Raw genomic sequence first — 24,276 nt, forward strand, 5'->3', positions numbered from 1 at the left:
ACTTCAAGCCGCTCGATAGCGATCTCCCCTCAACTCCTTCTTAACACCGCCGCTGTTAACTCTGGAGACAGTGTCCCGGCGCGCATGTCGTGCGGCCGGCGCGACCGCAAGCGTGCAGATTTCCGGGCGCATGAGCCAGACACCGACCGAACGGTTGAGGGACTACCTCGCGCAACTGCCGCCGCAGTCGCAGGCGCTGCTGATGCGCGAGTTCGAGCGTGCGCTGGAGCGCGGCGAGGACGTGGCGGTGGCCAGCTTCGTGCTCGAGGAACTGCGCAAGATCGTCCGCGGCACCGATGAAAACGATGCGCCGCGTACCGATGATCCGGCGCGGCTGATGTTCCGCGTGCTGGAACCGTTCCTGATCGACAACAATCAGCAGCCGAGGCCGGGCCAGGTCCGCCGCGCGTCGCTGACCTCGATCTGGCAGTGGCTGTCGCGTGAGGCGATCCCCGCGCAGGTCCGCGAATTCGAGGGCGGGCTGATCAGCCTGCGCGGCGGCACCGCGGCGCAGGTCGACGACCTCGTCCGCAAGCTGCAGCTCGCGGCGGCCGAGGCGATCGACAAGGTGATCAACCCGGAGCAGGGCGTCGACCGGCAGCGCGCGATGTCGCGGGTCGGCCCGCCGTCGACGGTCGAGGATCTGCCGGGCGTCGGCGCCGTGCTCGCCAACCGCGAGGCGCTGGAAACCTTCGACAGCAAGCTCTCGTCCAATCTGCGAAGCTTCGGCGACTCGCAGGTGCATTCGATGATCGCGGCGCTCAACGTCCCGGCGCTGCAGACCCCGATCATGCTGCCGTTCGCACTGACGATGATCCTGCAGCATCTCACCCAACCGTGGCAGATCGTCCGGCTCGCGCTCAAGGTGGCGGGTTCCGACGATGAGATCAGGGTCGCCGCGACCCCTTACGGCGTCGCCGTCACCATGGCGATTCACGACATCGCCCAGCTCACCGCCGATCTGCGCGACGAGCTCAAGCGCGGCCATTACAGCAACGTCGCCGAGAAGCTGAAGCTGGTCCATGACGGCGTCCGCGGGCTGCGCACCGAGCTCGACATCCGCAGCGACTCGGCCTGGGGCAAGCGGCTGGCCGCGATCCGCGTCGACATCTCCAATGCGCTGAAATCCGAGATCGAGAGCGTGCCGGGCCGGGTGCGAAGGCTGCTGCGGCAGCGCCCCGACAAGGAGATCTCGGCCAACAGCCGGATCGACCAGCTCGAGGTCGACGAGTCGGCGGCGCTGATCGATTTCGTCGCGGTGTGCCGCAACTACGCCAGCGAGCTCGCGATCAACGAAATGACGCTGCGGACCTATTCCGAGCTGCAGCAATATGTCGAGAAGTCCACCGAATCTCTGGTGCAGTCGCTGCGCGGCTGCGAACCGCGGGTGAAGCCGTTCCGGCACATGCAGGCGCTCGCCGCGATCCAGTTCTGCGAAGTGCTGTTCGGCCACGACTATGCGCAACTGATGCGACGCGCGGTCGAGAGCGCGATGGTCGTGGTGGAGCGCAAGCCGGCGCGGGCAAGCTGACCGCGAGGCCTTGATTCATATCAAGATTTGAACGTGGCGGTGCCGTACTCCGGTGTCGCAAATGTCAATTGCGCCAGCGGTCCGGCCATGGTGTAACCCGGCCGGATTTCGACCGCGTCGCAGCCGGCGTTTGCGCTTTCTTACCCCGGAACCCTCCTCGCATGGCCTTGTGGTTTGTGTTGGCGATCATGACGGCCGTCGCGGTGTTCGCCGTGCTGTGGCCGCTCGGCCGAGGCGTCCGCACCGAGCGCCAGGGCAGCGAAGCCAATGTCTACAAGGACCAGCTCGCCGAGGTCGACCGTGACGCCGACATCGGGCTGATCGGCCCTGCTGAAGCCTCCGCCGCCCGGGTCGAAATCGGCCGCCGGCTGCTTGCCAGCGCCGAGGCCGAAAGCGTGGCTCCGGTGACGACGCGCCGCGGGTTGCGACGAGGGGTGGCGGTGTTTGCGCTGGTCGGCCTGCCGGCGCTGGCGCTGGCGGTGTATCTGCCGCTCGGCTCGCCGACGCAGGGCGACGATCCGCTGGCGAGCCGCACCAAGACCGCGGCGGCCTCGCAGCCGCTCGAAAACCTGGTGGCGCAGGTCGAGGCGCATCTGGAGAAGAATCCGACCGACGGCCGCGGCTGGACCGTGCTGGCGCCGGTGCTGACCAAGCTAGGCCGGTTCGACGACGCCGCGCGCGCCTATCGCAATTCGCTGACCTATGCGGGCGAAACCGCAGACCGCCACGCCGATCTCGGCGAGGTGCTGGTGGCGGCTTCGGGCGGTGTGGTGACCGACGACGCCAAATCGGAATTCGAGCGGGCGGTCAAGCTGAACGCCGACGACCCGAAGGCGCGCTATTTCCTGGGCCTTGCCGCCGAACAGGACGGACGGCCGAAGGACGCCGCGGCGATGTGGCGCGCGATGCTGGCGAAGGCGCCGGCGGATGCGCCGTGGAAGCCGATGCTGCAGGCGCAGATCGCCCGCATCGAGGGCACGCCATTGCCGGCGCTGCCCGACGAGACGATCGCCTCGGCGCAGAACATGAGCGAGGCCGACCGCAGCGCGATGATCCGCGGCATGGTCGACAAGCTCGCCGCCCGGCTGCAGCAGAACGGCGACGACGTCGAGGGATGGCTGCGGCTGGTGCGTGCCTATATGGTGCTGGGCGACGGCGACAAGGTGAAGCAGGCGCAGGCGCAGGCGCGGCAGGCGGTCGCCGGCAATGCCGAGCGGCTGAAGCAGCTCAATGACGGCCTGAAGACTCTGGGGCTCGATGGATGACGACGAGGCCGGAGTTCATGCGGTTTTCCGACAAAATCGTCCGGCAAATGTCGCGCAAGAGCGAAACGCAACGATCAGGCGCCGACCATCACGGCGGCGCTCGGGATGCCGAAACAAGCAAGGCTCACCATGACTCGTAAGCAGCGGCGGTTGATGATGATCGGGGGCGCGGGCGTGGTGCTCGTCGTCGCGGTGGGGCTGGTGCTGAACGCGATGCGCGGCTCGATCGTGTTCTTTTCGACGCCGCAGATGGTGCACGAGCAGCATATCGAGGCCGGCAAGCGCTTCCGCCTCGGCGGCGTGGTCGAGCCCGGCTCGCTGACGCGCGGCGACCAACTCGCGGTGGCCTTCAAGGTGTCCGACGGCGCTGCGACCGTGCCGGTGGCGTTCAAGGGCATTCTTCCGGATCTGTTCCGCGAGGGGCAGGGCGTGATCGCCGAGGGCGCGCTCGACACTGCCGGCGTGTTCAAGGCCGATACCGTGCTCGCCAAGCACGACGAAACCTACATGCCGAAGGAAGTCGCCGACGCGCTGAAGAAGCAGGGCCACTGGAAGGACGACTACGAGAAGAAGCCGCCCGGGCCCGGTGCGGCGGCCTCTGCCGACGCCGCAGGGCCGGCGCGATGATCGCCGAGGCCGGTCACTACGCGCTGGTGCTGGCGCTGGCGCTGGCGCTGATCCAGTCGACGGTGCCGATCCTCGGCGCACGGCTGGGTGACGGCGGCCTGATGAACGTCGCGCGCTCGACGGCGCTGGCGCAATTCGCTTTCGTCGCCGTCTCGTTCGGCGCGCTGGTCTGGCTCAACGTCACCTCCGACTTCTCGGTCGTCAACGTCTACGAGAACTCGCATTCGGCCAAGCCGCTGCTCTACAAGATCACCGGCGTGTGGGGAAACCACGAAGGCTCGATGCTGCTGTGGGTGGCGATCCTGGCGCTGTTCGGCGGCATGGTCGCGGCCTTCGGCAACAATCTGCCGCTGTCGCTGCGCGCCCATGTGCTGGCGGTGCAGGCCTGGGTGGCGAGTGCGTTCTATCTGTTCATCCTGATGACTTCGAACCCGTTTCTGCGGATTCCAAACCCGCCGATCGAGGGGCGCGATCTCAATCCGGTGCTGCAGGACATCGGCCTCGCGGTGCATCCGCCGCTGCTGTATCTCGGCTATGTCGGGTTCTCGATCTCGTTCTCGTTCGCCGCCGCGGCGCTGATCGAAGGCCGGCTAGATGCCGCCTGGGCGCGCTGGGTGCGGCCGTGGACGCTGATGGCGTGGATCTTCCTCACGCTTGGCATCGCGATGGGCTCATACTGGGCCTATTACGAACTCGGCTGGGGCGGCTGGTGGTTCTGGGACCCGGTCGAAAACGCCTCGCTGATGCCGTGGCTCGCCGGCACCGCGCTGCTGCATTCCGCGCTGGTGATGGAGAAGCGCAACGCGCTGAAGGTCTGGACCATCCTGTTGTCGATCCTGACCTTCTCGCTGTCGCTGCTCGGCACCTTCCTGGTGCGCTCCGGCGTGCTGACCTCGGTGCATGCTTTCGCCACCGATCCGTCGCGCGGCGTGTTCATCCTGATGATCCTGTGCGTGTTCATCGGCGGCAGCCTGTCGCTGTTTGCCTGGCGCGCCTCGTCGCTGAAGCAGGGCGGGCTGTTCGCGCCGATCTCGCGCGAGGGCGCGCTGGTGCTGAACAATCTGTTCCTCACCACCGCCTGCGCCACGGTGTTCGTCGGCACGCTGTATCCGCTGGCGCTGGAAGTTCTCACCGGCGACAAGATCTCGGTCGGCGCGCCGTTCTTCAATCTCAGTTTCGGGCCGCTGATGGTGCCGCTGATGCTGGCGATGCCGTTCGGCCCAATGCTGGCGTGGAAGCGCGGCGATCTGCTCGGCGCAGCGCAGCGGCTTGTCGCGGCCGGCGGCGTGGCGCTGCTCGCGGTCGCTTTGGTCTGGGCCTGGACCACCGGCGGCCCGGTGCTGGCGCCGCTGGCGATCGGGCTCGCGGTGTTCGTGATCGCCGGCGCGCTCGCCGACATCGTCGAGCGCATCGGTCTGTTCCGCACGCCGCTGTCGATCTCGTCGCGCCGCGCGCGCGGACTGCCGCGCTCGGCGTGGGGCACGCTGTTCGCGCATGCGGGCGTCGGTGTGGCGCTGATCGGAATCGTCTGCGAGACCACCTGGAACAGCGAGCACATCGCCGCGATGAAGGAAGGCGACACCGCCAGGCTCGCCGGCTACGAACTGAAATTCGACGGCGCGATGCAGCGCCAGGGGCCGAATTATCGCGAGTTGCAGACGCATTTTTCGATCAGCGAAGGCGGGCGGCCGATCGGCGTGATGACGCCGTCGAAACGCAGCTTCTCGACCCGCGGAACCTCGACGACCGAGGCGGCGCTGCTGACCCGCGGCGTCAGCCAGCTCTACATCTCGCTCGGCGAGATCGACGCGGCCGGCGCGGTGACGGTGCGGATCTATCACAAGCCCTTCGTGCTGCTGATCTGGATCGGTCCGCTGCTGATGGCGTTCGGCGGCCTGCTGTCGCTGTCCGACCGACGGCTGCGCGTCGGCGCGCCGAAGCCGGCCAAGCCGCAGCGCGCGCTGCAACCGGCGGAGTGAAGCAAGCCTCATCCTGAGCAGCCGCGAAGCGGCGTCTCGAAGGATGTAGCAGAACAATCATCCTTCGAGACGCATCCTGCGGATGCTGCTCAGGATGAGGGAGAGCACGGTGCGGAAGTTCGCGACGATAATAGTTCTCGCCCTGACGATGCTGGCCTCCGCCGTGCCATTGGCCCACGCCGTGCAGCCGGACGAGGTGATGGCCGATCCGGCGCAGGAGGCGCGGGCGCGTGAGTTGTCGCGCGAGCTGCGCTGCATGGTGTGCCAGAACCAGTCGATCGACGATTCCGATGCGACGCTGGCCAAGGATCTGCGGCTCCTGGTGCGCGAGCGGATCGCGGCCGGCGACAGCAACAATCAGGTGCTGGACTATCTGGTGGCGCGCTACGGCGAGTTCGTGCTGCTGAAGCCGCGCTTCGAAACCCACACGCTGGTGCTGTGGCTGGTGACGCCGCTGGTGCTGTTCGGCGGCGGGCTGGGGCTGTGGCTGCACGTGCGCAGGCGCGCCCGCAACGCGCCGCGCGCGCTGGAGACGGCGCCGCCGCTCAGCGCGGACGAGCAGGCGAGGCTGGAGAAATTGATGGCGGAGGGGTCGGATCGGCCGGCCTGATCAATCGGGATCCGGTCTCCGCATCGTCCATCTCCGCGTCGAGATGACCGACCGCTCAAGCCGCTTCGGTGCGGCGCCACCCCGGGAACGGATCGGGCAGGCCCTGATAGGTCCGCGGGTCGAACGATCTGGAACCGGCGTCGTCGATCAGGCAGCGCTCCAGCGCCGCGGTGATGCGGGCGCGGTTCATCGTTCCCAGCATCCCTATGAAGACGATCTCCTGGCGTCGGTCGCCGTAAACGGGATCGAACTTCGCGGTGATCTGGTTGCGGAGGTCGGTGTCGGTCGGCCAGCGTGACGGCGGCACGGCCGCCCACCAGAAGCCCAGTGGTTTGGTCGTGGCCAGCGCGCCCGCCAGGCTGAACTCGCCGACCCATTCGGACCGCGTCGCCAGCCAGAAGTGCCCCTTGGCACGGATGACGCCGGGCAGCGGCGTCTGCAAGAACGCGTTGAAGCGTTCCGGGATCAGCGGGCGGCGGGCGTGCCAGACGAAGCTGGTGACGCCGTATTCGGCATCCTCGGGGACATGGTCGGCGAAGCCGTATAGTTCCTTGTACCACATCGGATGCTGGTGAGCGCGGTCGAAGTCGAACAGGCCGGTGTCGAACAATTCGTTCGGCGGCACGCGGCCGTAGTCGGTCTCGATCAGGCGCGCGTCCGGATTGAGCGCGCGAATGATCGCCCGGGCGGCCGCGCGCTGTTCGGGTGTCGCATCGGTCACCTTGTTCATCACCACGATGTCGGCGAATTCGATCTGCTCGACCAGCAGATCGACCAGCGAGCGTTGGTCGCCTTCGCCGGCGGTTTCGCCGCGGTCGGCGAGGAAGTCGGTGGACGCGTAGTCCTTGAGCAGATGGATGGTGTCGACGACCGTGACCATCGCGTCCAGACGGGCGACGTCCGACAGGCTCTCTCCGGATTCCTGACGAAACTCGAAGGTCGCGGCGACCGGCAGCGGCTCGGAGACGCCGGTGCTTTCGATCAGCAGGTAGTCGAACCGCCCCTCCTCGGCGAGGCGGCCGACCTCCTTCAGCAGATCGTCGCGCAGCGTGCAGCAGATGCAGCCATTGGTGAGCTCGACCAGCTTCTCCTCGGACCGGCTCAGCGCCGTCTCTTCCCGCACCAGATCGGCGTCGATGTTGACTTCGCTCATGTCGTTGACGATCACCGCGACCCGCCGTCCCTCCCGATTGTTGAGGACGTGGTTCAGCAGGGTGGTTTTTCCGGACCCGAGGAATCCCGACAAGACCGTGACTGGAAGGCGATTGTCGGCTGTCTGCAAGCGTGCCACGTCGTCACCGAATGTGATGTTATAACATTACATCAACTTACATGACGCTGTTTCGAGGTGTCAAGTTCGGGATGGGGGCGTGCTGAAACGGGAGCTTCACGCCGATCGCGGGTCGCGATCTCTTCGGCCGCCTTTGGGAAGGCAACCGGCGTTGCCCGGCGATCGCCCATCGGTGGACTTCCCGGCCGGCGGTCGCTCGAGACGTTGAAGGCGATCAAGCTTCTTCAACGTCTCGCGTATCGGGTGCCGAGACGCCGACGCGGGTCACGGCGCGCACCATCGCCGCCGATCACGGCCGCCGGCGTCGGCGATCGTCTCCGGCGGGCCGAAATCTCGAGCCGGTGATCGGTGGCGAAGTGGATGGAGGCGCCGGCAGCCGATCGCGGACTCAGAACGGCACGATTTCCATCGGCAGCGGCTTGCCGGCCTTGTGCAAAGCGATCCAGCGGTGCAGCTCGGCGACGTGGCCGCTTTCCTCGGCGACGAACTCTTTCGCCAGCGCCCTGATCTCCGGATTGTCGGTGGTGTCGAGCACGTTCTTGTACCACTCGTAGGCGCCGGTCTCGGCTTCCAGCGCGATTTCGAGAGCGAGGTCGCGGCCGATGAACGGATCAGTACCCCAGATCGCCGCGGTCTCCGGGCTCTCGTCGCCCGGCCATTTGAAATCGCCGATTTCCATCTCCGGCATGTCGCGGAAGCCGGCGCGCGCCTGGGCGTCGGCCTGATGCATCCGCGAGTAGTCCGCGAGCTGCCGGAACAGCTTCGAGACTTCCTTGTTGCCGCACGAATCCATCGCGTCGGCAAGCTGACCGAACCGCAGCGCCGCTTCCTGTTCGAGGCGGATGGAGTGCGCCAGAAACTCTTCGACCGTGTCCATGTGATGATCCTTCGCTGTTCGGCCGCCGCCGGGTCGACGGCGGCCGTCTCTGATGTCGGACTCTGTCGTCAGGCGTTTTCAGCCGTCTTGGCGTGCTTCAGCGCCCATTCCTCCTGGGTGATCCAGGCTTCGAGAATGCGGACGTGCTCGGCTTCCTCGCCGACGAATTCCTTCGCCGCCGCGGCGACTTCGGGCGATTTGGTGGTCGCTTCGATCGCACGGTAGAATTCGAAGCCGCGACGCTCGCCCTGCAGCGCAGCCTTCAATCCGCCGAGCCGCGTCATCGAGGTGTCCGAGGCCCACACCGCCGCGCGCTCCGGGGTGGCGTGATCGGGCCACGCGTAGTCCGGCGGCACCGATTTGCTCACATCGATGCTGCCGGCGCGCGCCTTCACTTCGGCGAGATGCATCCGCGAGAATTCGGCGAGCTGCCCGAACAGCTTCGCGACCGACTCGTTGCCGGCATCGGCCATCGCCTTGGCGAGTTCGTCGTAGTGCAGGGCGGCGTCTTCCTCGAGCTTGGCGGCGTAGCTGAAGAACTCCGGCAGCGTCGAGATCTCGAGGCCGCCCTTGAAGCGCGCCGCGGCGTGGGTCACCGCGAGCTTCTGCGGCACCGTCTTGTCGCCGTCGAACCGCACCATGATGTCCTCGTTGCGCACGAAGCACTGGCAGGCGAGGCGGTAGCGCGGCGGAATGTCGTTGACCTCGGCGTTGGCGATCTCGTCCTTGGTGATCTTGCCGAGCTGGCGCAGAACTTCCTTTTCCTTCTCGGTCAGCGCCACTGCGGACTTGGCCTTCGGATTGAAGTGCTCGACCTGAACCAGGCAGGAGCCGCATTCGCCGTCCTGACAATCGAACGGGATCGGGATCTTGTGCGCCTTGGCCACGGCGAGAATGGTGCCGCGATCGCCGGCAACGGCGTAAACGGTGACGTCCTTCGCCATCACGGGCGAAGAGAAGGTAATATTAGCCAAGGCGCTCTCCTGTTAGCTGGGTTGGGACCGACGCCGTACGGGCGTCCTTGGTGCCGCCTTGGCAAGAAGCAGGCCACTGGAGATGAGCTGATATTTCAGTTAGTTGCGCAAATGCGCGCACCGGCTCGCGCAGCGGGCGCAGATCGGATTCCCGACACAAATGTACGAGTATTGACAAACCGTGAGCTGATCGTGGGCCCGTCGCGACCAACCGTCGCGCCGGAATACCGCTAAGTTACAAAAGTTTAATGCCGTATCCAGCGCGCTGTAAGGCGCGAGCCCCCATCTTCAGACCATCCGGTGCGATCGTCCGCACCCCCGACATTCGATGGTTCTGGAGACCCTGTATGACCGACCGCTCTTCCGATCTCACCTCGCAGCCGTCCAGCCGGCCGGTTCGCCGATCGCTGTTCTCGGCGCGGAAATTCGCGCTGATGGCGTCGGTGGTTGCCGGCCTCGGCGCGGGCGCGTTCGGGCTGTCGCAATACCCGGCGTCCGGCGATCTGTTCAGCACGCCGGCGCAGGCGCAGGTCGGCAACGAGGTCCACAAGGCACAGCAGCCGGTGGGCTTCGCCGACATCGTCGAGAAGGTGAAGCCGTCGGTGATCTCGGTGAAGGTCAACATCGCCGAGAAGATGGCGAAGACCGACGAGCGCAGCGAGGATTCGCCGTTCCAGCCCGGCTCGCCGATGGAGCGCTTTTTCCGCCGCTTCGGCGGTGAAATGCCGCCCGGCCTGCGCGGCCATCGCGGCGGCGGGATGATGACCGGGCAGGGCTCGGGCTTCTTCATCACCGCTGACGGCTATGCCGTGACCAACAATCACGTCGTCGACGGCGCCGACAAGGTCGAAGTCACCACCGACGACGGCAAGACCTACAAGGCCAAGGTGATCGGCACCGATCAGCGCACCGATCTGGCGCTGATCAAGGCCGAAGGCCGCACCGACTTCCCGTTCGCCAAGCTGTCCGAAGGCAAGCCACGCATCGGTGACTGGGTGCTCGCGGTCGGCAATCCGTTCGGCCTCGGCGGCACCGTCACCGCCGGCATCGTCTCGGCCTCCGGCCGCGACCTCGGCAACGGTCCGTACGACGATTTCATCCAGATCGACGCTCCGGTGAACAAGGGCAATTCCGGCGGCCCGGCGTTCGACGTCAATGGCGAGGTGATGGGCGTCAACACCGCGATCTACTCGCCCTCGGGCGGCAGCGTCGGCATCGCGTTCTCGATCCCGGCCTCGACCGTCAAGGCGGTGGTGCAGCAGCTCAAGGACAAGGGTTCGGTCAGCCGTGGCTGGATCGGCGTTCAGATCCAGCCGGTCACGCCGGAGATCGCCGACAGCCTCGGGCTGAAGAAGGCGGACGGCGCACTGGTTGCGGAGCCGCAGCCCAACGGCCCTGCGGCCAAGGCCGGCATCGAATCCGGCGACGTCATCACGGCCGTCAACGGCACGCCGGTGAAGGACGCGCGCGAGCTTGCCCGCACCATCGGCGGCTTCGCGCCGGGCAACACGGTGAAGCTCACCGTGTTCCACAAGGGCGCCGACCGCGAGCTCAGCCTGACGCTCGGCCAGTTGCCGAACCAGGTCGAAGCCAAGGCCAATGATGACGGCGACGGCGGCCGCCACTCCAGCCGCGGCGCCGAAGTGCCGCGGCTCGGCCTGACGGTCGCGCCGGCCAGTTCGGTCGCAGGTGCCGGCAAGGATGGCGTGGTGGTCACCGATGTCGATCCGAAGAGTGCCGCAGCCGATCGCGGCTTCAAGGAAGGCGATGTGATCCTCGAGGTCGCGGGCAAGAATGTCGCGAGCCCGGGTGATGTCCGCGACGCCATCAACACCGCCAAGAACGACAACAAGAACAGCGTGCTGATCCGGGTCCGCTCGGGTGGTTCGTCACGCTTCGTCGCGGTGCCGATCTCGGCCAAGGGCTGATCGGCCACCTGACGCAGAGTTGGAGAGTGTCGCCGGCAATGTCGCCCCCGCTGACGGCGCTTTCCGGGGGACGGGTGAACAGCTCGTCCCCACCTTCTACCTTCCGGCCGGAGTAAGCCCCCCTCCATCGGAAGGACCAGGCGGGCGGTGGAGTTCCCCCAGCTCCATCGCCCGCTTCCATGTCCGGCGGGCGTGTCGTGCCGCCTTGCATGGAGGCTGAAGTCCCGCCATGGTGCCAGAAACCGTGAAGCCCGCGAGCGAATCCGATTCCCACATGCGCCTCCTGATCATCGAGGATGACCGCGAATCCGCCGATTATCTGGTCAAGGCGTTTCGTGAAGTCGGCCACGTCGCCGATCTCGCCAGCGACGGCGAGGAGGGGCTCGCGCTCGCCGACAGCGGCGATTACGACGTGCTGGTGATCGACCGCATGCTGCCCAAGCGCGACGGCCTGTCGGTGATCGGCACGCTGCGCGACAAGGGCAACCGAACCCCGGCTTTGATCCTGTCGGCGCTCGGCCAGGTGGACGACCGCATCAAGGGCCTGCGCGCCGGCGGCGACGACTATCTGCCGAAGCCCTACGCCTTCGCCGAACTGCTGGCGCGCGTCGAGGTGCTGTCGCGCCGCCATGGCGGCCCGGCGGAGGAGACCAGCTACCGCGTCGGCGATCTCGAGCTCGACCGGCTGTCGCACCGTGTCACCCGCGGCACCGAGGAACTGACGCTGCAGCCGCGCGAATTCCGGCTACTCGAATATCTGATGAAGCACGCCGGCCAGGTGGTGACCCGCACCATGCTGCTGGAGAACGTCTGGGACTATCACTTCGATCCGCAGACCAACGTCATCGACGTCCACATCTCCCGCCTGCGTTCCAAGATCGACAAGGGCTTCGACCGGCCGCTGCTGCACACCATCCGCGGCGCGGGGTATATGATCCGTGACGGCATTCGGTAAACTGATCCGAACCACCGCGTTTCGGCTGACGCTGGTCTATCTGTTCCTGTTCGGGCTGTTCGCGGCGTCGCTGCTGGGGTATTTCGCGTGGAATACGCGGCGGCTGATCACCGATCAGATCACCACCACGGTGGATGCCGAGATCGGCGAGGTCGACGACGTCTACACGCGGCGGGGCCTGCGCGGGCTGGTGTTGACGATCGAGAATCGGGCGCTGCGGCCGGGCGCCAATCTGTATCTCGTCACCACGCCGGCGGGGCAGGCGGTCGCCGGCAATGTCGGCGCGCTGGCGCCGGGCGTGATGAGCAAGATCGGCTGGACCGAAACCTTCTATCGCCGGCTCGACGATCAGGACCGCGGCGAGCACCGCGCGCTGGTGCGCGTCACCGAACTGTCGAGCGGCTTCCGGTTGCTGATCGGCCGCGACCTCGAGGAGCGCCGGCGGCTGTTCAACGTGGTGCGCTCGGCGGCGCAATGGTCGGTGCTTATCGTCGTCGTGCTCGGCCTCGGCGGCGGCGTGTTCGTCGCGCGGCGCGTGCTGCGCCGGATCGACGCGATGACCGGTACCACGCAGCGGATCATGGCCGGCGATCTGTCCGGCCGGCTGCCGGTCGGCCGCAGCGGCGACGAACTCGACCGGCTGGCGGAAAATCTCAACGCCATGCTGGAGCGGATCGAGGCGCTGATGAGTGGCCTCAAAGAGGTCTCCGACAACATCGCGCACGATCTGAAGACGCCGCTGACGCGGCTGCGCAACCGCGCCGAGGAGGCGCTGGCGCTGTCCGGCAGCGAGGCGGATTATCGCGCCGCGCTGGAGCGCACCATCGAGGAATCCGACGGCCTGATCCGCACCTTCAACGCGCTCTTGATGATCGCGCGCGCGGAATCCGGGCACGCGCGCGGCGAAATGGATGCGTTCGACGCCGCCGGGATCGCGCGCGACATCCACGAATTGTACGAGCCGCTGGCGGAAGACAACGGCCTGACGCTGCAGGTCACCAGCGCGCCGGCGCCGGTCCGCGGCAATCGCGAACTGATCAGCCAGGCGCTCGCCAATCTGGTCGAGAACGCGATCAAATACGGTCAGCCGCAACTCGCGCTGGCGGCGCCCGGCGCCGAGCCGGCCACAGCAGTCCCGCCGGGCGCCGAGATCATGATCGAGGCGCGCCGCGACGGCGATCAGGTGCTGCTCAGCGTCACCGATCACGGTCGCGGAATACCGGAGGCCGACCGCAAGCACGCGGTGGAGCGCTTCGTGCGGCTGGAGGCGAGTCGCACCCTGCCGGGCTCGGGGCTCGGCCTCAGCCTGGCCTCCGCGGTGGCGACGCTGCATGGCGGCGAATTGCGGCTGGCCGACGCGCAACCGGGTTTGCGCGCCACGCTTGCAATTCCGGCGCACACGGGCGAAGGACTGGCTCCAGCCAACACCACACCAGAACCGACGCCCGCATGACTTTCTCCGCGATTGACGCGGACATTTCACCCGCCGCACTGGCCGCGCGATTCGCTGCCGGGCCGCAATTGCATGCGCCCGACGATGCGGCGAAGCGCTTCGCCGACTGGCTCGCCGAGGTTCCGGCGGATCTCGCCGATGCGATCCGCGGCGTCGCCGATCGCTGTCCGAACATTCGTGTTGCGCTGCATTCGATCGCCGAGGCCTCGCCCTATCTGTTCGACCTGATCCGCGCCGATCCCGCCCGGCTGCTGCGGCTGCTGCGGTCCGAGCCCGAGACCGGCTTCAAGGCGCTGCTCGACGCCACCGCGGCCGCGGTCGCCACCGCCTCCGACGAGGCCGAGGTGATGGCGGTGCTGCGCCGGATGAAGGCGGAGGCGGCGTTGTCGATCGCGCTGTGCGACATCGGCGGGCTGTGGCCGGTGATGCAGGTGACGCAGGCGCTGACCGACCTCGCGGTGCAATCGGTGCAGATGACGCTGCGCTTCCTGCTGCGGCAGGAGGCCGCGCGCGGTCGCATCCTGCCGCCGAACAGCGACGCGCCGGAAGAGGGCAGCGGCCTGATCGTGCTGGCGATGGGCAAGATGGGCGCCGGCGAGTTGAACTACTCCAGCGACATCGATCTGATCGTGTTCTACGAGCTCGACGCGCCGACGCTCGCGCCCGACATCGAACCGCAGCCGTTCTTCGTGCGGGTGACGCAGGGGCTGAGCCGCATCCTGCAGCAGCGCCGCCACGACGGCTACGTGTTCCGCGTCGATCTGCGGCTGCGCCCGGATCCGGCGTCGACGCCGGTGGCGCTGTCGACCGCATCGGCGCTCAACTACTATGAACGCGAGGGCCGCACCTGGGAGCGCGCCGCGATGATCAAGGCGCGCGCCTGCGCCGGCGATCCCGTCGCGGGCGATGCGCTGCTGTCCGAGATCGCGCCGTTCGTCTGGCGCAAGCATCTCGATTTCGCCGCCTTGTCCGACGTCCACGACATGAAGCGGCAGATGCAGACCTTCCGCGGCCAGACCGAGGTCGCGGTCGAGGGCCACAACGTCAAGGTCGGGCGCGGCGGCATCCGCGAAATCGAGTTCTTCGCGCAGACCCAGCAACTGATCGCGGGCGGACGGCATCCGGAATTGCGGGTGCGGCCGACGCTCGCCGCGCTCGACATTCTGGCGAACCGCGACTGGATCACGTTTCAGGCGCGTGACGAATTGTCCGCCGCCTATCAGTTCCTGCGCCGCGTCGAGCATCGCATCCAGATGATCGCGGACGAACAGACCCACACTCTGCCGGACAGCATCGAGGCGGTGGAGCGGTTCTCCCGGTTCTTCGGCTATGCCAGCCGTGAGGCGTTCGCGCGCGATCTGCTGGCGCATCTCGATTGCGTGCAGGGCCACTACAGCAAGCTGTTCGAGGGCGATCCGACCGGCACCGCCAAGTTGCCGGTCGACTACGCCGGTGGCCCCGAGGACACCGTGCTGCTCGATCATCTGCGCACGCTCGGCTACAAGAAGCCGCTGATGGTGGCGACCGCGCTGCAGCAATGGATGGCCGGCGGCTATCGCATTCTCAAGGTCGAAGCGACGCAGCGCGCGTTCCACGATTTCGTGCCGGCGCTGATCGAGGAGTTGGCGCGCGCCGAGGAACCCGACAACGCGGTGAACGCATTCGACCGGCTGCTGCAGGCGCTGCATCGCGGCGGCCGGCTGATCTCGCTGCTCAGCCAGAATCGCGATTTGCTGACGCTGGTCGCGCTGGTGCTCGGCGCGGCGCCGCGGCTCGGCGACATGCTGGCGCGGCAGCCGCAGATCATGGACGGGCTGATCGACCCGCGGTTCTTCGGCGCGATGCCCGACCGCGCCGAATTGTCGGCGCGGCTCGCGGCGACGCTTGCGGACGCCGGCTCCTACGAGGAATTTCTCGACCGGCTGCGGCTGTTCGGGCAGGAGAGCCTGTTCCTGATCGGTACGCGGATTCTGTCCGGTACGGTGTCGACGCAGCAGGCCAGCGTCGCCTTCGCCGACGTCGCCGAGGGCATCGTCGGCACGGTGCACGATCTGGTCAGCAAGCAGTTCGTGTCGCAATACGGCAAGATCAGGGATCAAGAGACCGCGATCCTGGCGATGGGCAAGCTCGGCAGCCGCGAAATGACGGCGTCGTCCGATCTCGATCTGATCCTGATCTATGATTTCGACCACGAGCAGCCGGACTCCGACGGCGAACGTTCGCTGCAGGGCGCGCAGTACTTCGCGCGCTTCACCCAACGGCTGATCTCGGCCTTCACCACGCGCACCAATTACGGCGTGTTGTACGACGTCGACATGCGGCTGCGGCCGTCGGGCCGCGCCGGCCCGCTGGCGTCGCGGCTGGACTCCTTTGCGGAGTATCAGGAGGTCGAAGCCTGGACCTGGGAGCATCTGGCGCTGACGCGGGCCCGGGTGATCTCGGCGTCGCCGGAGTTCCGCGCGCGGATCGAGCAGGTGATCCGCGCGGTGCTGACCCGGCCGCGCGACGCCGCGATCATCGCCAATGACGTCGCCGAAATGCGCGCCGCGATCGCACAGGAGAAGGGCGAGGCCGACGTCTGGGATCTCAAATACGCCGCCGGCGGCATGGTCGATATCGACTTCATCGCGCAGTATCTGCAACTCGTGCACGCCGCCACGATGCCGGACATTCTCGCCGTCAACACGCTGGCGGCGATCGACAACGCGGCCAGATTAGGCGTGCTGGCGCAGCCCGACGCCGATGTGCTGCGCCCGGCGGCACGGCTGTATCACGACCTCACGCAGATCCTGCGGCTGTGCGTCAGTGACAAGTTCAAGCCCGAGGCCGCCGGCGAAGATCTGCTGCGCGTGCTGGTGCGCGCCGGCGACGCGCCGGACTTCTCCTCGCTCCAAGCGCGGGTGAAGGAAACCCAGGCCGAGGTGCGGGCGATCTTCAACCGGCTGATCGGCGGTAAGGGCGAGTAGGGCTTATTTTGCGGGCGGCGCCGGTGCGCCCGCGTCCGGCCCGACCGGCAATTGCTCGCAATCCATCGAATACACCAGCTCGCCCTCCGTGGTGTAGCCGATCGGCTGGCACGGGGGAAAGTCGACGGCGGGCGCTGCGGTCTGCGCGGCGACGAGGCGCGCGCCCGGCATGTCAGCGTCGCCGCGCATCGCGAGATACGCTACGCCCACAAGGCCGCCGGCGATCGCGATCCGGAACGACCAGGTCGCAAACTGATGTAAGAGGGCACTGAAATTCAACGCCGATCCCTCCGCAGACGGACGATCGGCTCATACACGTGGCCGACGCAGCCGCGCAATACGGAATTCGGCTACAGCGGAAGGGCCGCTACCCGATTGCGGTCCCGCTCCTCAGCCGCGGGCGAGGTCGCGAACCGGAGGGCTTCGCGCGACCGCCGTCCACCATTGCTGCACCACGGCCGGGCTGGTGAGCTGGATCGCCGCGGAGGCGTCGAGCTGTGCCTTGCGATAGGCGCTGGCGGTGACGCCGAAGCGTATGCGAAAGCTTCGGCTGAAATGCGCCTCGCTCTTGAAGCCGAGGTCGGAGGCCAGGCGCGACAGGCGGCGCGTCTCGATCGGATCGCTCAGGGCCGCCTGGACGGCAAGCAGCCGGCGCTCCTGGACATAGCGCATGATGCCGCCGCGCTCCGCGAACAGCCGATACAGCGACGCGCGCGAGACGTCGAGCCTGCCGGCCAGCCAATCCGGCGACAGTTGAGGCGACGCGAGATTGTCGCGGATCAGCGCTTCCGACAGCGTGAGAACCGTCTCGTCCGTTCCCTTCTGCTGAGCCAATGAAGGGCCGGGGGCGGGTGCCAGCAGTCGTCTCAAGAAGCCCGTGGTCTCGGCGACCGTGGCGGCGACGTCAGCCTCGGTCAATTGGGCGCTGCGTTCCTGCAACGACAGCATGTGCGCCGCGAGCAGATCGTTCCGGAATGCGTCGAGCCGCGGTTGGAGCGTTTCCAGTGGAAGGCCGCCGAGGAGCTTGCGCGGAACGATCAGGCACACGGTACCGGAGGCGAAGGCGCGCGTGGCGATCGGCTGGCCCAGATCGATCAGCGCGACCTTGCCGGGTCCAATGGTCGTCGGCCGTCCCGTGACGACGCCGTTGAATCCGCCGGTCACGTAGAGATGCAGCAAGAGATGATCCGGCGTCACGGCGATGCGCTGCGCGTCCCGAACGAAGTCCTGCGCATTGAACGCGACCTTGGCGACGACGAGATCGCCGATGATCACCCCATAGGCCGATCCGGTGGGCGTCCTTCTGCCGGGGCCGCACGGGCGCGGTTCGAACAGTGGAGAAATCACCGCACGCCAGGTCGCCAGAGCCGTCGACTCATCGAGATTCGAAGTGACGTAGAACAGTCGGGGAAGGGGCGCCATGACGAGTGTCTGATAGTGCTGATGTTACCTTCGGATCGTTTCGCGTGCCGCCGCGTCCGAATTTGCGACCCAACCTAGCGCCTTGTCCGCGGGAAACGAACGACAAACCGGCGCCGCGGGCGGTTTTACCGCGAACACGCCCGCAGGCTGCGTTCCAGACGCCACCCACATCGAACGAACGATCCGCTTGAGACGCCAAGTCAAAGGAAACCGCAGCCCGCGCTTGTGCAAAGCCATCAGAGCCCTGTCGCAACGATCCTCCGCCGTTCTAGAAGCGTACCGCAAGATGTCGCATCGTGTATGAACGTGTCTGCGATGGGGCTGGAGGGGATCGGGACGCTCGCGCGATGCGCGGGGACCGGGGGAGGATCGATGGCGACTGGCGGACGTTTTCGCAATTTCATGATGCTGTTGCTCGGCTCCACCTTCCTCGTGGGCATCCCTGGTCCGGATCCGCTCCACGCTGCGGACGCGGTCACCAGGCCGAAAACGGCTGCGAAATCCGCCGTGCCACCAGAGTTGAAAGCAAGGTTGGCCGATGCCCTGCGGCGCGGCGAAGGCGAACTGATCGCGCAGGCCTATGATCGTACGTATCGCGATCCCGGATCGCGGGATGCTGTCGTCGGATACGCCGCCGGTCTGTCGCCGCTGGTTGCGCGCCATGTCACGACGGCTGCAGATCTCGGCGTGCTGACCTCGGGGCAGCGGATGTTGCTGGCGCCGAACGCGGCGCAGGTTCTGGCGGCGAGGACGGTAGCGACGGTTTCGGGGCCCGCTGCGACGTCGTACCAGAACGTCGCGATGGCCAACAACACCTCGCCGAATCTCCCCAACCCGCTGCCGAGCGCGCAGGCGCAGACCTGGAACCTCGATCTGATCGGCGCGCCGACCGCGTACAGCCGCGGCTACACCGGCGCCGGCGTCACCGTAACGGTGGCGGACACCGGCTTCGACGTCACCAATGCCGGCCTGGTCAACAAGCTCACGACCAGCCTCGGCTACAATTACGTCGTCCGGGCCGGTGAGGCCTACGATCCGCATCAACTCACGCCGCTGAACGCCAAGGATATCCACGGCTCCCATGTCGCCGGAATCGTCGCAGCAGAGAAGTTCGACAATGTCGACGCCCATGGCGTGGCCTACGATGCGCGCGTCATTCCTCTCCGGATCCTGACCGCGGCCGGCTATGTCGTCGCGGCGGGCAACGACTCCTCTGCGGACGCGCTGAACTACTTCGCGAGTCTGTCGGGAACGATGGTTTACAACGCCAGCTATGGCCCGGACTTCGACGGCATCACCAATCTGACCCAATGGCCGGTCGGCTCCAGTGCGGACGAGGCGGGGGCCGCGCTCAATGCGCTGCGGGCCGGCAAGATCATCGTCGCAGCCAACGGCAACGACCGCGGCTCCAATCCGGTCGCCGCCCGCAACCCCTCCGGTCTGGCACTGCTGCCGTTCCTGAACCCCGCCCATGCCGGCCTCGGCGTGTACGATGATCAGGGCGCGCGGCTCAACTACACGGACCTGCAGCATCAGAACGGCCAGATCATCGGCGTGATGTCGGTCGGGATCACCAAGGCGCCCGCCTGGTACTCGAACCTCTGCGGCGTCACCGCAAGCTGGTGCGTCGCCGCCCCGGGCGGCGACGAAACCACCGGTCCGGAGATCTATTCGACCATTCCGAACAACACCTACGGGTTCGAGGCGGGTACCTCGATGGCGGCGCCGACCGTCTCCGGCGCGATCGCCGTGCTGATCCAGGCCAATCCGACCTACAACGCGCAGGATCTTGCGCATCTGCTGTTTTCGACCACGGAAGATCTGGGAGACGCGGGCATCGACACTGTTTTCGGTCATGGCCTGATCCGGCTGGATCGCGCGACCGATGGTCCGACGACGCTGGCGGCCAATGCCGCCATCACGGTTGCGGCTGATCAGACCGTCTACTGGAGCCAGCTCCTCAACACCCAGGGGGCATTCAGCAAGATCGGCAGCGGCATCCTGACGGTCTCCGGCCGCACCAACGCCGCCGGTGACGTCTTCGCGCAGCTCGGCACGCTCGCCGTGGACGGCACGCTGACGATGGCGGCGGGCCACAGGCTCGACGTCGCCCAGCCCGCGACGCTCGCCGGATTCGGCACCGTCGTCGGCGACAGCACGATCGCCGGCACGCTGTCGCCCGGCAAGATGTCCAATATCGGGGACCTGGTGGCGAACAATGTGGTGGCGGCGGGCACCGTGCTGAACGGCAATTCGGTCGGCGCGCTGACCTTCAACGGCAATGTCACGCTGGCCGCGACGGCCGATACCCGGATCGACATCGACGGCGCGCTGATCGTGCCCGGCGGCCCCGGCACCTATGACAGGATCTATGTCACCGGCGCGGGCAATGTGTTCTATGCGGCGGGCACGCTGACGCCGGTGCTGCGCGACAGCGTCGGTACGGTCAGCAACTACACGCCGGCCCTCGGCGCGGATTTCGCGATCGTGCAGGCGCAGAATGGCGCGCGCACCGCGGGCAGCTTCGCGTCGCTGGTGCAGCCGGTCTCCGGCCTGCCGGCCAACGGCCGCTTCGATCTGGTCTACGACCCGACCGTCCTGACGCTGGTGGTGACGCCGGCGAGTTTCAGCTCCTTCGCCGAGAGCGGTCAGCTCGGTGGCAACGCGCGATTGGTCGCCGGCATCCTCGACAGTCAGCGGCCGGCCGCCGGCGTGCTGCCGTCGGCGAGCGGAAAGGCGTTGTACGATGCGTTGTACGGGCTCGATACCGAAGCGCAGTACGACGTGGCGCTGACGCAATTGCCGGGCCCCGGCCAGCCGGCCGTCTCCGGCGCGGCCCTGCAGGCCTTCACCGGCATCCTCGGCACGATCGGCGATCGCCAGGAGACGATATCCCTGGGCGGCGAGCAGGGGCAGAACGGCACGGCGCAATCCTTTGCGCTGTCCTATGCCGGTCAGAACATGACGAGCGCCGCGACGAGTTCGGCCATGAATGCGTTCGCTGCGATCGCGCCGACGGACCGCATCCAGGACGGCTGGTCGCTCTGGGGGCAGGGCTTCGGCCGTAACTCCCGCGTGCGCGACAATGGCGATCTCGCGGGCTCCAGGGCCGTCAGCGCCGGTTTCACCCTCGGCGCCGATCGCTGGTTCTCGAACAGTCTCGTCGCCGGCGGCGCCTTCGGCTATGCGCGGACCACGGCGAGCAGCACCGATATCCAGGGCAGATCGGATACCTACGCCGGCGCCGCCTATGCGAGCTGGATGCCGGGCGCTGCGGTGGTGGATTTCCGGGTCGTGGCCGGGACGAGTGATTTGTCCACCGGCCGCCAGATCGTGCTGGCGCCCGCGAGCCTGCAGGGCAACGCCAATGGCCTCGGCCTCGGCACCGCGCTCGAGGCGGGGTATCGTTTCGCGCTGGCACCCGATGTGACGCTGAAGCCGTTTGCCGGCCTCACCTGGCAGGGCTTCCGCCGCGACGGCTACAGCGAAAGCCAGCTTCCGATCGGTCTCGTCTACGCTGCGCAGACCTACGACAAGCTGACGACCGTGACCGGCGCTGCCATCAGTGCGCGGCTGCGCGCCGCAGACGGCACGACCCTGGTGCCCGAACTCAAGCTCGGCTGGGGTTACGACCTGCGCGATACCATGTTCGTCAGCCAGGCGGCGTTGCTCGACCAGCCGTTCCTGGTGTCTGCGGCGCAGCCCGGTCGCAACGCCGCGCTGCTCGGCGCCAGGATCTCCGGCTGGCGCAGCGACTCGTTCCGGATGTTCGCGGCTTACAATGGCGAGTATCGCAGCAACGCGGCGAGCCATCAGGTCTCGGCCGGGGCGCGCTTCAACTGGTGAGGCCGAGCTTCGGTCGGACCAAAGCTGTTCGCAGCGCCGTCGGCGGCTGAGGATCGATCAGGCCGCGATCCGGCGGCGCTGGCAGTCGCGCGGCAGCGTCACCATCACCACCGTGCCGGCGCCCAGCGTCGAGCGGAGCCGCATCGAGCCGCCGTGCAGCTTGGTGAGCGACTTGGCGATCGCCAGGCCAAGGCCCGAGCCGTGATAGGTCTTGCTGAGCTGGCTCTCGACCTGCTCGAACGGCTGGCCGAGACGGCGTAGCGATTGCGGGGCGATGCCGATGCCGGAATCGGCGATCATCATCACGATCGAATTCGGCAGCGTCCGGCTGCGCACCATCACCCGGCCGCCGTCGGGGGTGAACTTCACGGCGTTCGACAGAAGGTTGATCAGGATCTGCTTGATCGCCCGGCGATCGGCCACGATCGGAATGTCGTCCTCGATCTCCGAAAGCAGTTCGAGCCGCTTGTTCTCGGCGCGACCGGCCACGACCTTGAGGGATTCGCCGAGGGTGTGGGCGAGATCGAGCTCCTCCATTTCGAGCCGCATCCGACCGGCCTCGATCTTCGACATGTCGAGAATGTCGTTGATCACTTCCAGCAGATAATGCCCGCTGGTCATGATGTCGTGGCAGTATTCCTGATACTTCTCCGAGCCCAGCGTGCCGAACATGCCGCTGCCCATGATTTCCGAAAACCCGATGATGGCGTTGAGCGGCGTGCGCAGCTCGTGGCTCATATTGGCGAGGAATTTCGACTTGGCCTGATTGGCCTCCTCGGCGCGGGTCTTCTCTTCGGAATATTTCCGGGCGAGATCGGCGAGCTGGACCGCCTGTCGCTCCAGCTTGTATTGCGAGATCTTGAGGTCGGCGACGGTGGCGCGCAGCCGCAGATCGTTGTCGACCAGCTTCTGTTCGTGGGCCTTGATCCGCGTGATATCGGTGCCGACCGCGACATAGCCGCCGTCCTTGGTGCGACGTTCGCTGATGTGAAGCCAGCTGCCGTCGTCGAGCTGCGCCTCGAAGGTACGGGCGCCCGGCGTCGAGCCGCCGCCGACGCCGCACAGCCGCGTGCGGATCTCGGGCATCTGCCCGACTTCGATCACCGTCTCGTAGGAGGTGCCGGGCGCAACCGCGATGTCCGGCAGCTTGTGCAGCCGCTGGAAATGGGAATTGCACAGCACCATGCGGTTTTCGGCGTCCCACAGCACGAACGCCTCGGGGATGGTCTCGATCGCGTCGCGCAGTCGCAGATCGGCTTCTACCGTGCGCTCGGCGAGGCTCTTCTGTTCGGTGACATCGACCGCGATGCCGATCAGGTGCTTGTTGTCGGATTGGGTTTCCTGGCTGAGTTCGCAGCGCATCCGCAGCCAGATCCAGTGGCCGTTGGCGTGGCGCATCCGGAAGCTGTGGTCGATGTGATCGGTGTTGCCGGCGATCAACTGGTCGCCGATCGCGAACAGGTCGATGTCGTCGCTGTTCACCAGCGCGTTGACCTCGCCGAAGGTGAGCAGGTCGTTGCGACTCTCCAGGCCGAGCAGCGTGAACATCGACTGCGACCAGAAGATACGGCCGCGCGACAGGTCCCAGTCCCACAGGCCGCAGCGGCCGCGATTGAGCGCGGTGTCGATCCGGCTGCGGACCGCGTCGTTGATCAGATCGCCTTCCTGCGCGCGGGTCGACTGCCAGTGAAACGCGAAGCCGAGGATCAGGACGACGAAGCCGGTGGTGGCCGACAGCGTGATCTGCAGCGCGGCATCGGAGCGCAGGATCGAGCCGGTGTCTTCGTGAATGACGATGACCTGGCCGGGCAGCGACTTGATGGTGTGCAGTGTCGCGAGGGCCGACGCGCCGCTCGGCAGGATGATCTCGGTGATGGTGCCTTGCTGCGCGGACCGGGTCAGCGGCGGCGTGGCGCTGATGATGTCGAGAAACTTGTCGGCGGCGCTCGTGCCTTCGTCGCCCGGCACGCGCGCCAGCACGCGCTGATCGGCGCCGGTGACGATCACATGGCGTCCGGCTGCGATGCCCCAGGACGGGATCAGGCCGGGCAGCAGATTCTGCAGGCGTTCGATCGAGGCCGGGCGATCGAGCCGCACAACGCCGATATGTTCGAGCCGCTCGGCGAGCAGGTCGGCGAGCGCGCAGAGATCGCGATTGAGCGCAGCGCGCTTCTGCCGGCTCTGGTCGATGAACTGAACCGCGGCGCCGAAGCAGATCGTGATGAGGAAGGCGATGATGAGTATCGGGACGGCTCGGCGGAGCACCGGCTCGGCCGTCAATAGCCGATGGTAGGCCGGTTTAGCGATCGACTGCGCCAATCCTTTGATCGAATCGGATTGAGCGCAGGCGCTCGCGCCCTGCACGCGCGCCATACGCGGCCCCCACCAAAATGTCTGTTAGCACCCCGTTCGAACGACGTATCGCCATTCGAATCATGCGCTGATTTGAATCCACTTTTGTCGGGCTGTCGAGAGTCAACGATTCGACGGATCGGAAAATTTCTTATCCAAAGATGAATCGCACGTACATTTATGCGTGAGCCGAGTCCGAA

Annotated in this window: 16 protein-coding genes; 10 read left to right on the forward strand and 6 right to left on the reverse strand. The window is 66.9% G+C overall.

Translation table 11 applies throughout. The features are described 5' to 3' along the window. Positions 1–130 precede the first annotated feature (130 nt). The 5 genes from ACTZWT_RS10440 (at position 131) to ACTZWT_RS10460 (ending at position 6,012) form a co-directional block, all read left to right on the forward strand. Positions 131–1,531, forward strand: a complete 1,401-nt coding sequence (locus tag ACTZWT_RS10440; protein WP_444769601.1) for a hypothetical protein — start codon at positions 131–133, stop codon at positions 1,529–1,531. A 161-nt stretch (positions 1,532–1,692) separates the two neighbouring features. Continuing rightward, complete coding sequence (ccmI, locus tag ACTZWT_RS10445; protein WP_444769602.1) at positions 1,693–2,796, forward strand: c-type cytochrome biogenesis protein CcmI; 1,104 nt, start codon at positions 1,693–1,695, stop codon at positions 2,794–2,796. 129 nt (positions 2,797–2,925) lie between these two features. Next, a complete protein-coding gene (ccmE, locus tag ACTZWT_RS10450; RefSeq protein WP_444769603.1) occupies positions 2,926–3,423 on the forward strand; it encodes a cytochrome c maturation protein CcmE in 498 nt (165 codons plus the stop codon). Continuing rightward, a complete protein-coding gene (locus ACTZWT_RS10455; protein ID WP_444769604.1) occupies positions 3,420–5,402 on the forward strand; it encodes a heme lyase CcmF/NrfE family subunit in 1,983 nt (660 codons plus the stop codon). Before ccmE ends, ACTZWT_RS10455 begins: the two co-directional genes overlap by 4 nt. A gap of 109 nt (positions 5,403–5,511) precedes the next feature. After that, positions 5,512–6,012 carry a cytochrome c-type biogenesis protein gene (locus tag ACTZWT_RS10460; RefSeq protein WP_444769605.1) on the forward strand — a complete coding sequence of 167 codons (501 nt, stop codon included), beginning with the start codon at positions 5,512–5,514 and terminating at the stop codon, positions 6,010–6,012. A 55-nt stretch (positions 6,013–6,067) separates the two neighbouring features. Here the strand turns inward: ACTZWT_RS10460 and ACTZWT_RS10465 are convergent, their stop codons facing one another. The 3 genes from ACTZWT_RS10465 to ACTZWT_RS10475 all read right to left on the reverse strand — a co-directional run bounded on the left by ACTZWT_RS10465 (position 6,068) and on the right by ACTZWT_RS10475 (position 9,154). Next, positions 6,068–7,294: a GTP-binding protein gene (locus ACTZWT_RS10465; RefSeq protein ID WP_444769896.1), complete on the reverse strand. Its 1,227-nt coding sequence runs from the start codon at positions 7,292–7,294 to the stop codon at positions 6,068–6,070. A gap of 397 nt (positions 7,295–7,691) precedes the next feature. Beyond that, positions 7,692–8,180 (reverse strand): ferritin-like domain-containing protein, encoded by a 489-nt coding sequence (locus tag ACTZWT_RS10470; protein WP_444769606.1) that lies wholly within the window; start codon positions 8,178–8,180, stop codon positions 7,692–7,694. 68 nt (positions 8,181–8,248) lie between these two features. Beyond that, positions 8,249–9,154, reverse strand: coding sequence for a ferritin family protein (locus ACTZWT_RS10475; protein ID WP_444769607.1), 906 nt, complete (start codon positions 9,152–9,154; stop codon positions 8,249–8,251). 347 nt (positions 9,155–9,501) lie between these two features. On the opposite strand from ACTZWT_RS10475, the gene ACTZWT_RS10480 reads away from it, so the two are divergent. The 4 genes from ACTZWT_RS10480 (at position 9,502) to ACTZWT_RS10495 (ending at position 16,456) form a co-directional block, all read left to right on the forward strand. Continuing rightward, positions 9,502–11,082, forward strand: a complete 1,581-nt coding sequence (locus ACTZWT_RS10480; RefSeq protein WP_444769608.1) for a Do family serine endopeptidase — start codon at positions 9,502–9,504, stop codon at positions 11,080–11,082. Between the two features lie 274 nt (positions 11,083–11,356). Beyond that, entirely contained in the window at positions 11,357–12,037 is a 681-nt protein-coding gene (locus tag ACTZWT_RS10485; protein WP_444769609.1) for a winged helix-turn-helix domain-containing protein, read from the forward strand. Next, positions 12,021–13,490 carry a sensor histidine kinase gene (locus ACTZWT_RS10490; protein ID WP_444769610.1) on the forward strand — a complete coding sequence of 490 codons (1,470 nt, stop codon included), beginning with the start codon at positions 12,021–12,023 and terminating at the stop codon, positions 13,488–13,490. The genes ACTZWT_RS10485 and ACTZWT_RS10490 overlap by 17 nt, the downstream gene beginning before the upstream one ends. Continuing rightward, positions 13,487–16,456, forward strand: a complete 2,970-nt coding sequence (locus ACTZWT_RS10495) for a bifunctional [glutamine synthetase] adenylyltransferase/[glutamine synthetase]-adenylyl-L-tyrosine phosphorylase (protein WP_444769611.1) — start codon at positions 13,487–13,489, stop codon at positions 16,454–16,456. Before ACTZWT_RS10490 ends, ACTZWT_RS10495 begins: the two co-directional genes overlap by 4 nt. 3 nt (positions 16,457–16,459) lie before the next feature. Here the strand turns inward: ACTZWT_RS10495 and ACTZWT_RS10500 are convergent, their stop codons facing one another. After that, positions 16,460–16,735 carry a hypothetical protein gene (locus ACTZWT_RS10500; protein ID WP_444769612.1) on the reverse strand — a complete coding sequence of 92 codons (276 nt, stop codon included), beginning with the start codon at positions 16,733–16,735 and terminating at the stop codon, positions 16,460–16,462. A gap of 111 nt (positions 16,736–16,846) precedes the next feature. Beyond that, positions 16,847–17,878 carry a helix-turn-helix domain-containing protein gene (locus ACTZWT_RS10505; protein ID WP_444769613.1) on the reverse strand — a complete coding sequence of 344 codons (1,032 nt, stop codon included), beginning with the start codon at positions 17,876–17,878 and terminating at the stop codon, positions 16,847–16,849. Positions 17,879–18,409: 531 nt separating this feature from the next. Between ACTZWT_RS10505 and ACTZWT_RS10510 the strand changes: the two genes are divergently transcribed. Beyond that, a complete protein-coding gene (locus ACTZWT_RS10510; RefSeq protein ID WP_444769614.1) occupies positions 18,410–21,724 on the forward strand; it encodes a S8 family peptidase in 3,315 nt (1,104 codons plus the stop codon). Positions 21,725–21,781: 57 nt separating this feature from the next. Here ACTZWT_RS10510 and ACTZWT_RS10515 read toward each other — a convergent pair whose 3' ends face one another. After that, positions 21,782–24,097 (reverse strand): PAS domain-containing sensor histidine kinase, encoded by a 2,316-nt coding sequence (locus tag ACTZWT_RS10515; RefSeq protein WP_444769615.1) that lies wholly within the window; start codon positions 24,095–24,097, stop codon positions 21,782–21,784. Positions 24,098–24,276: the final 179 nt, after the last annotated feature.

This window comes from Rhodopseudomonas sp. NSM (assembly GCF_052445935.1).
Lineage (GTDB): Bacteria > Pseudomonadota > Alphaproteobacteria > Rhizobiales > Xanthobacteraceae > Rhodopseudomonas.